Below are 6,354 nucleotides of genomic sequence, written 5' to 3'. Positions count from 1 at the left end.
ACAATAGCAAGAGTGAACCACCTGATCCCTTCCCGAACTCAGAAGTGAAACCTCTTAGCGCTGATGGTAGTGTGGGGTTACCCATGTGAGAGTAAGTCATCGCCAGCTCATTATTCGAAACACCCCCAACTTAATCGTTGGGGGTGTTTTTTTATGTGTGGTGAAAAGGAAAATAGAGTGAAATTAATAATATATCTAATTAAATAATTCATTTATAAGGCGAATTGTTCCTAATAAAAGAATAAATTAGCTGAATAATGTGTCTAAAAAAGACAAAAAATCGGGCGTTCTGTTCAAAATTATGCTATAAAAAATAAAACGGCATAAAAATTGCTTATAAAGTGCGGTTAATTATAGGGGGAGTTATTAATGAAATTAGCGATGGGGTTAAAGGTTGCCAATTCCTTATCATTAACACCTCAATTACAACAAGCCATTCGTTTATTACAGCTTTCAAGTTTGGAATTGGAACAAGAAATTCAAATCCAACTCGACAGTAATCCTCTATTAGAGAAAGTTGAAGAACAAAATACCGTTGAAAGTTTAAATAGCTTACAAGAACAAGAAAGGGAAAATAAAGACTTAACCAATGAATTAAATGCCGATCATTTGCCTGATGAGTTACCGGTAGATACGGAGTGGGATGATGTTTATACGCATCAACCTACAAGTTTAGGTGCTGCTGAATTTGAAGAGCGCGAAGATAATCGGCAGGGGCATCAAAGTTTACAAGCACATATGCTTGAGCAAGTTAATCTTTTACACTTTTCTGTGATCGATAAACTAATTGCACACTGTATTATCGATGCTTTAGATAACAAAGGTTTTTTAGATTGTGACTTAAATGAAATTACCCAATCTGTTCAGCATCTTTTAGATTCTATGGATTATGAAGAAGAAGTCGAAGATGACGAAGTTTTGGTGGTTTTAAAGCATATTCAGCGTCTAGATCCTTTAGGTGTAGGTTCACGTAATCTCGCTGAATGTTTAATGGTACAAGTTGAAAATCTTCCTGAACATGTCGAATATCGATATGAAGCTATTTTATTATTGAAAAATTATGAGTTGCTGATTACCAATGAATTACCTAAGTTAATTAAGCAAACGGGTTTAAATACGGAACAACTTAAACTAGCCATTTGTTTGTTAAAAACATTAAAAGCACATCCAGGGCAAGAGTTTGAAGATAAAGATTCAGACTATCAAATTCCAGATGTAGTGGTGCTAAAAAAGAATGAACATTGGTTGGTACAGTTAAATCCTGATGTAATGCCAAAGCTACGAGTGAATTCTTTCTATGCCAATATGATCAAGCGTGCAGATCAAAGTGACGATAATCAATATTTACGTAATCAAATGCTTGAAGCTAAGAATTTCATTAAAAGCATTGATGAACGACATAAAACTTTATTAAAAGTGGCAACCTGTATTGTGGAGCATCAACGAGCGTTCTTTGAACAAGGGCCTGAGGCAATGAAGCCTTTGGTCCTGCGAGATATTGCGGAAGAAGTTGAACTCCATGAATCCACAGTTTCCCGTGTAACCACAAATAAATATATGCTCACACCACGTGGATTATTTGAGTTGAAATATTTCTTCTCAAGTCATGTTGGAACATCGTCTGGTGGGGAAGCGTCTTCGACGGCAATTCGTGCAAAAATTAAAAAGTTGATTGCAGAAGAAAATACACGTAAGCCTTTGTCTGATAATGCAATTGCAGTTTTGCTTAATGCAGAAGGTATTGATGTTGCTCGTCGTACAGTTGCGAAGTATCGTGAATCGTTACATATTCCATCATCTTCAGAGCGAAAAGTGTTGATCTAAATTTGAAAATCTGACTATTCTAGAGGTTCATTATGACGAAATAATGAATCTCTTTTTTTATAAGGAATGGCCGAAATGATCTGATTGTGTAAATGTATGCTTCGCATATTGAGTTGGATGATTCGGCTTGAACTTTTCCAGTCCTGAAAGAAGGTGAGGGATAGAATTATGCAGATTACAATTCGTGGCCATCATTTAACAATTACGCCAGCAATAGAAGAAAATATTCGTCTTAAATTTGCGGAAATGACCAAACATTTAGATCAGGTCAATAGTATGCAAGTCAAACTGACTAAAGATCATCAGGTTGATAAACGTTCAAAAAAAGGTAGTGATAATCATATTGCGGAAGCGATTATACGATTACCTGGGACAGAACTTTTTGCACAAGCGTGCGCTGATGATATGTATACCTCGATCAAAAAATTGTCTGAAAAATTAAAAAAACAATTACATAAACATCGAAAAATGCAGCTCATTTATATGCCTTTAACGGTTTAGATTGTAAATTGTACAAAAAGAGGTTTTTTATAACCTCTTTTTTTATATATATAATGTATGTGACTAATGAATTATTTTTTAGATTTATAGTAAAATGACGGGTTTTACACCGTTAGTCCTATATGGGGTCTTGTGATGAATAGTGAACAGCTCACTGAAATTTTAAAAGCTGCTTTTCCAGAAGCTGAGGTTGCAGTTAGTGGGCAAGGCGGCAAATTTGATCTACGCATTGTCGATGATCAATTTGAAGGCAAACGTCCTGTTGCTCGTCAACAATCTGTTTATGCACCTTTGAACTCCTACATTGCCAGCGGTGAAGTACATGCAGTAACAATTCGTGCAATGACCAAAGAAGAATGGCGCAAAGCAAGCTTATTCGGAGCTTAATAATTAATGGATAAATTTCTGATTCAGGGCGGTACTAAGCTCGAAGGTGAAGTTCGTATTTCTGGTGCGAAAAATGCTGCATTGCCATTACTCGCTGCAACTATCCTTGCGGATACACCTATTACATTAACTAATGTGCCAAATCTAAAAGATGTGAACACCTTAGTGAAATTGATCGCAGGTTTAGGTGTTCAAATCAGTTATGAAGGTGATACGGTTAAGGCTGATACTTCTAGCTTAGATAACCAATTTGCACCATATGAACTCGTGAAAACCATGCGTGCATCTATTTTGGTGCTTGGCCCGTTATTGGCGCGCTATGGTAGTGCAAAAGTGTCTTTGCCGGGTGGATGTGCAATTGGTTCACGCCCTGTAGATCAACATTTAAAAGCTTTAGAAGCACTTGGTGCTGAGATCGAAGTTGAAGCAGGTTATGTGCATGCCAAAGTGGATGGTCGTCTAAAAGGTGGCGAAGTTGTCTTTGATATGGTCACAGTTGGTGGTACTGAAAATATTCTAACTGCTGCGGTTCTTGCAGACGGTGTAACGACCATTCGTAACGCGGCTCGTGAACCTGAAATTACCGATCTTGCTAATATGTTGATCAAGATGGGTGCAAAAATCGAAGGTTTGGACACAGATACTTTGGTTGTTACAGGTGTTGAAAGCCTACATGGCTGTGAATATGCCGTTGTTGCTGATCGTATTGAGACAGGTTCTTATCTCGCTGCAGCAGCGATCACTGGCGGTAAAATCAAAACCACACATACTGATCCAAACTTGTTGGAGTCTGTGCTAGATAAATTTGAAGAAATGGGCGCGGAAGTTACGCGCGGTGAAGATTGGATTGAACTGGATATGATGGGTAAACGCCCGAAAGCAGTTAGTTTCCAGACTTTACCACATCCAGAATTTCCAACCGATATGCAAGCACAGCTGATGGCGGTGAATGCAATTGGTCGTGGTTTTGCCACAATTTCTGAAACGATTTTCGAAAACCGTTTCATGCATGTACCTGAATTAGCACGTATGGGTGCCAATATTCAGGTTGAAGGTAATGATGCTGTTGTTACAGGTGTAGAGAAATTATCTGCTGCACCCGTGATGGCAACTGATTTACGAGCTTCTTTCTCATTGGTTTTAGCAGCACTTGCCGCTGATGGGGAAACGTTGATTGACCGTATCTATCATATTGACCGTGGTTATGAAGATGTTGAAGCGAAGTTACAAGGTTTAGGTGCCCAAATTAAGCGAGTAAGTTAATGAGCGATATGAGAAACGATGATCCCAATTTTGACGTAATGGGCAATTTTGATCATGGTTTAACTTTAGCATTAAGTAAGGGACGTATCTTAAAAGAAACTTTGCCATTGTTGGAAACAGCTGGCATTAACTTATTGGAAGATCCGGATAAATCTCGTAAGTTAATTTTTCCAACGACCCATAAGCACGTACGTATTTTAATTTTACGTGCTTCTGATGTACCAACTTATGTTGAAAATGGTGCTGCAGATATTGGGGTGGCAGGTAAAGATGTGCTGATGGAGCATGGTGCACAAAATGTGTATGAACCATTGGACTTAAAAATTGCCAACTGTAAGTTAATGACGGCTGGTAAAGTCGGCATGGTTCGTCCGAAAGGTCGTTTAAAGATTGCAACCAAGTACGTCAATTTGACCCGTCAATATTATGCAAGCTTAGGCGAGCAAGTTGATGTGATCAAACTGTATGGTTCTATGGAACTTGCGCCATTGGTTGGTTTAGGTGATTACATCGTCGATGTTGTGGATACCGGGAATACTTTACGTGCCAATGGTTTAGAGCCTTTGGAAGAAATCTGTAAAGTGTCTTCACGTTTAATCGTGAACAAGGCAAGCTTTAAACGTAAACAAACTTTGTTGAATCCAATTCTTGCACAGCTAGAAAAAGCCGTGGAAGAACGCGAGCAAGCAAAAAAAGCATAAGTCGTTAAATTCTTAGCGCTATGCTGACCAAACCGCTCAAATCTGGGCGGTTTTTTTATGAAAACTAAAAAATAATGATAAAACTGTATTTTCACTAATTTTAACGAAAGTTATTTTCAATAAAACTCCACATGAACACATGCGATAGATGTCCACAAGCTGCGCTAAAACAGGTAAACTAATCTTTTCCAATAGATTACCTTGTGGGTAAATTGATGCGACGTTTATCGACTCAAGATCAAAACTTCAAGCAAGCTTTTGCTGACTTGTTGGCTTTTGAAACTGTGAATGATCCAGAACTTTTAAAAACCGTTGACCAAATCATTGCTGATGTTCGTCAGCATGGTGATGCTCATGTTCTTAAATTGACACAGCAGTTCGATCGACATCCAGCGCATCAATTCTCAGAATTAGAGCTGACACAAGAACAGCTGAAAGCAGCATTTGATGGTTTAAGTTCAGAAGTGCGTGAAGCCTTAGAACTTGCTGCGAACCGTGTTCGTGAATTTCACCAAGCACAAAAGCAAGACGGCTGGACCTATGTTGATGCTTTAGGAAATACCCTTGGTCAAAAGGTCACACCGCTGGACCGTGTAGGTATCTATGTACCAGGCGGTTTAGCTTCTTATCCGTCTTCTGTATTGATGAATGCTGTACCTGCGCATGTTGCTGGCGTGCCTGAAATTATTATGGTGGTGCCTGCGCCGAATGGTGATTTGAATCCATTGGTTTTGGCAGCAGCTTACTTAGCCGGCGTACACCGTGTATTTACCATTGGCGGCGCGCAAGCGGTTGCAGCATTGGCTTATGGTACAGAAACTATTCCATCTGTGGACAAAATTACTGGCCCGGGCAACCGTTTTGTTGCGGCAGCAAAACGTGCAGTATTTGGTCAAGTTGGCATTGATATGATTGCAGGGCCATCCGAAATTTTGGTCTATGCAGAAGGTCAAAATAACGCTGAATGGCTGGCGATGGATTTGTTGTCGCAAGCGGAACATGACACTGTGGCTCAAGCGGTGTTCATTACGCCAGATGCGGATCTTTTAGATCAAGTGGAACAATGGATTGAAAAGCATTTAGAAGCGTTACCAAAAGCGGATATTGCGCGTACTTCAATCGAAAACCGCGGCGCATTGGTTTTAGTCAAAGACCGTGCTGAAGGCGCCGAATTGATTAACCAAGTTGCGCCTGAACATTTGATGCTGTGCTTAGATGAAGCTCAGGAAATGGCTGAAGATATCCGCCATGCCGGCGCGATTTTCATGGGTCGATATACACCGGAAGCGATTGGTGATTACTGTGCAGGTCCAAACCACGTGTTGCCTACTTCGGGCACAGCGCGTTTTTCATCACCGCTCGGTGTTTATGATTTCCAAAAGCGCTCAAGTTTAATTATGTGCTCTGAAGATGGTGTGAAAAGTTTAGCGAAAACGGCTGATACATTAGCGGAGCAGGAAAACTTAGATGCGCATGCGCGTTCAGCACGCTATCGTTATCAGTAAGAAAATATAGACTAGGTGAAAAACTTAGTTTTCCAAAAATATAAACCTTTCCCTAACCCTCTCCTTTCAGGAGAGGGGAAATCTCATAAAATGAATATTCCTCTCCCTGAACGAGCTTTAAGGATTCCTTTAAAGCGAAGTGCAAGAGAGGTTAGGAGAGGGTGAGAAAGAGC

6 protein-coding genes and 1 rRNA gene are annotated in these 6,354 nt (G+C 39.8%); all 7 read left to right on the top strand.

Annotation, left to right across the window (positions count from 1 at the left end; all coding sequences use genetic code 11):
- Positions 1 to 108, top strand: a 5S ribosomal RNA gene (gene rrf, locus FTU36_RS14690); the annotation flags it as partial.
- 261 nt (positions 109 to 369) lie between these two features.
- On the top strand, positions 370 to 1,824 hold the full coding sequence (locus FTU36_RS14685; protein ID WP_180005468.1) for an RNA polymerase factor sigma-54: 1,455 nt from the start codon (positions 370 to 372) through the stop codon (positions 1,822 to 1,824).
- A 168-nt stretch (positions 1,825 to 1,992) separates the two neighbouring features.
- A complete protein-coding gene (gene hpf, locus FTU36_RS14680; protein ID WP_078191195.1) occupies positions 1,993 to 2,325 on the top strand; it encodes a ribosome hibernation-promoting factor, HPF/YfiA family in 333 nt (110 codons plus the stop codon).
- Between the two features lie 135 nt (positions 2,326 to 2,460).
- Positions 2,461 to 2,712 carry a BolA family iron metabolism protein IbaG gene (ibaG, locus tag FTU36_RS14675; RefSeq protein WP_078191194.1) on the top strand — a complete coding sequence of 84 codons (252 nt, stop codon included), beginning with the start codon at positions 2,461 to 2,463 and terminating at the stop codon, positions 2,710 to 2,712.
- 6 nt (positions 2,713 to 2,718) lie between these two features.
- Positions 2,719 to 3,975: a UDP-N-acetylglucosamine 1-carboxyvinyltransferase gene (gene murA, locus FTU36_RS14670; protein WP_078191193.1), complete on the top strand. Its 1,257-nt coding sequence runs from the start codon at positions 2,719 to 2,721 to the stop codon at positions 3,973 to 3,975.
- Complete coding sequence (gene hisG / locus FTU36_RS14665; protein WP_180021457.1) at positions 3,975 to 4,676, top strand: ATP phosphoribosyltransferase; 702 nt, start codon at positions 3,975 to 3,977, stop codon at positions 4,674 to 4,676. Before murA ends, hisG begins: the two co-directional genes overlap by 1 nt.
- 203 nt (positions 4,677 to 4,879) lie before the next feature.
- Positions 4,880 to 6,181 (top strand): histidinol dehydrogenase, encoded by a 1,302-nt coding sequence (hisD, locus tag FTU36_RS14660; RefSeq protein ID WP_180118402.1) that lies wholly within the window; start codon positions 4,880 to 4,882, stop codon positions 6,179 to 6,181.
- Positions 6,182 to 6,354: the final 173 nt, after the last annotated feature.

Origin of the sequence: Acinetobacter sp. YH12096 (genome assembly GCF_013419215.1) — a bacterium.
Lineage (GTDB): Bacteria > Pseudomonadota > Gammaproteobacteria > Pseudomonadales > Moraxellaceae > Acinetobacter > Acinetobacter amyesii.
Note: the sequence above shows the minus strand (reverse complement) of the source record. Positions and strands in the feature narration are given on the sequence as shown.

What these genes read in the sequence shown, in the direction of transcription:
- FTU36_RS14685 (WP_180005468.1), top strand. Translation starts at nt 370, where the DNA reads ATGAAATTAGCGATGGGGTTAAAGGTTGCCAATTCCTTATCATTAACA.
- hpf (WP_078191195.1), top strand. Translation starts at nt 1,993, where the DNA reads ATGCAGATTACAATTCGTGGCCATCATTTAACAATTACGCCAGCAATA.
- ibaG (WP_078191194.1), top strand. Translation starts at nt 2,461, where the DNA reads ATGAATAGTGAACAGCTCACTGAAATTTTAAAAGCTGCTTTTCCAGAA.
- murA (WP_078191193.1), top strand. Translation starts at nt 2,719, where the DNA reads ATGGATAAATTTCTGATTCAGGGCGGTACTAAGCTCGAAGGTGAAGTT.
- hisG (WP_180021457.1), top strand. Translation starts at nt 3,975, where the DNA reads ATGAGCGATATGAGAAACGATGATCCCAATTTTGACGTAATGGGCAAT.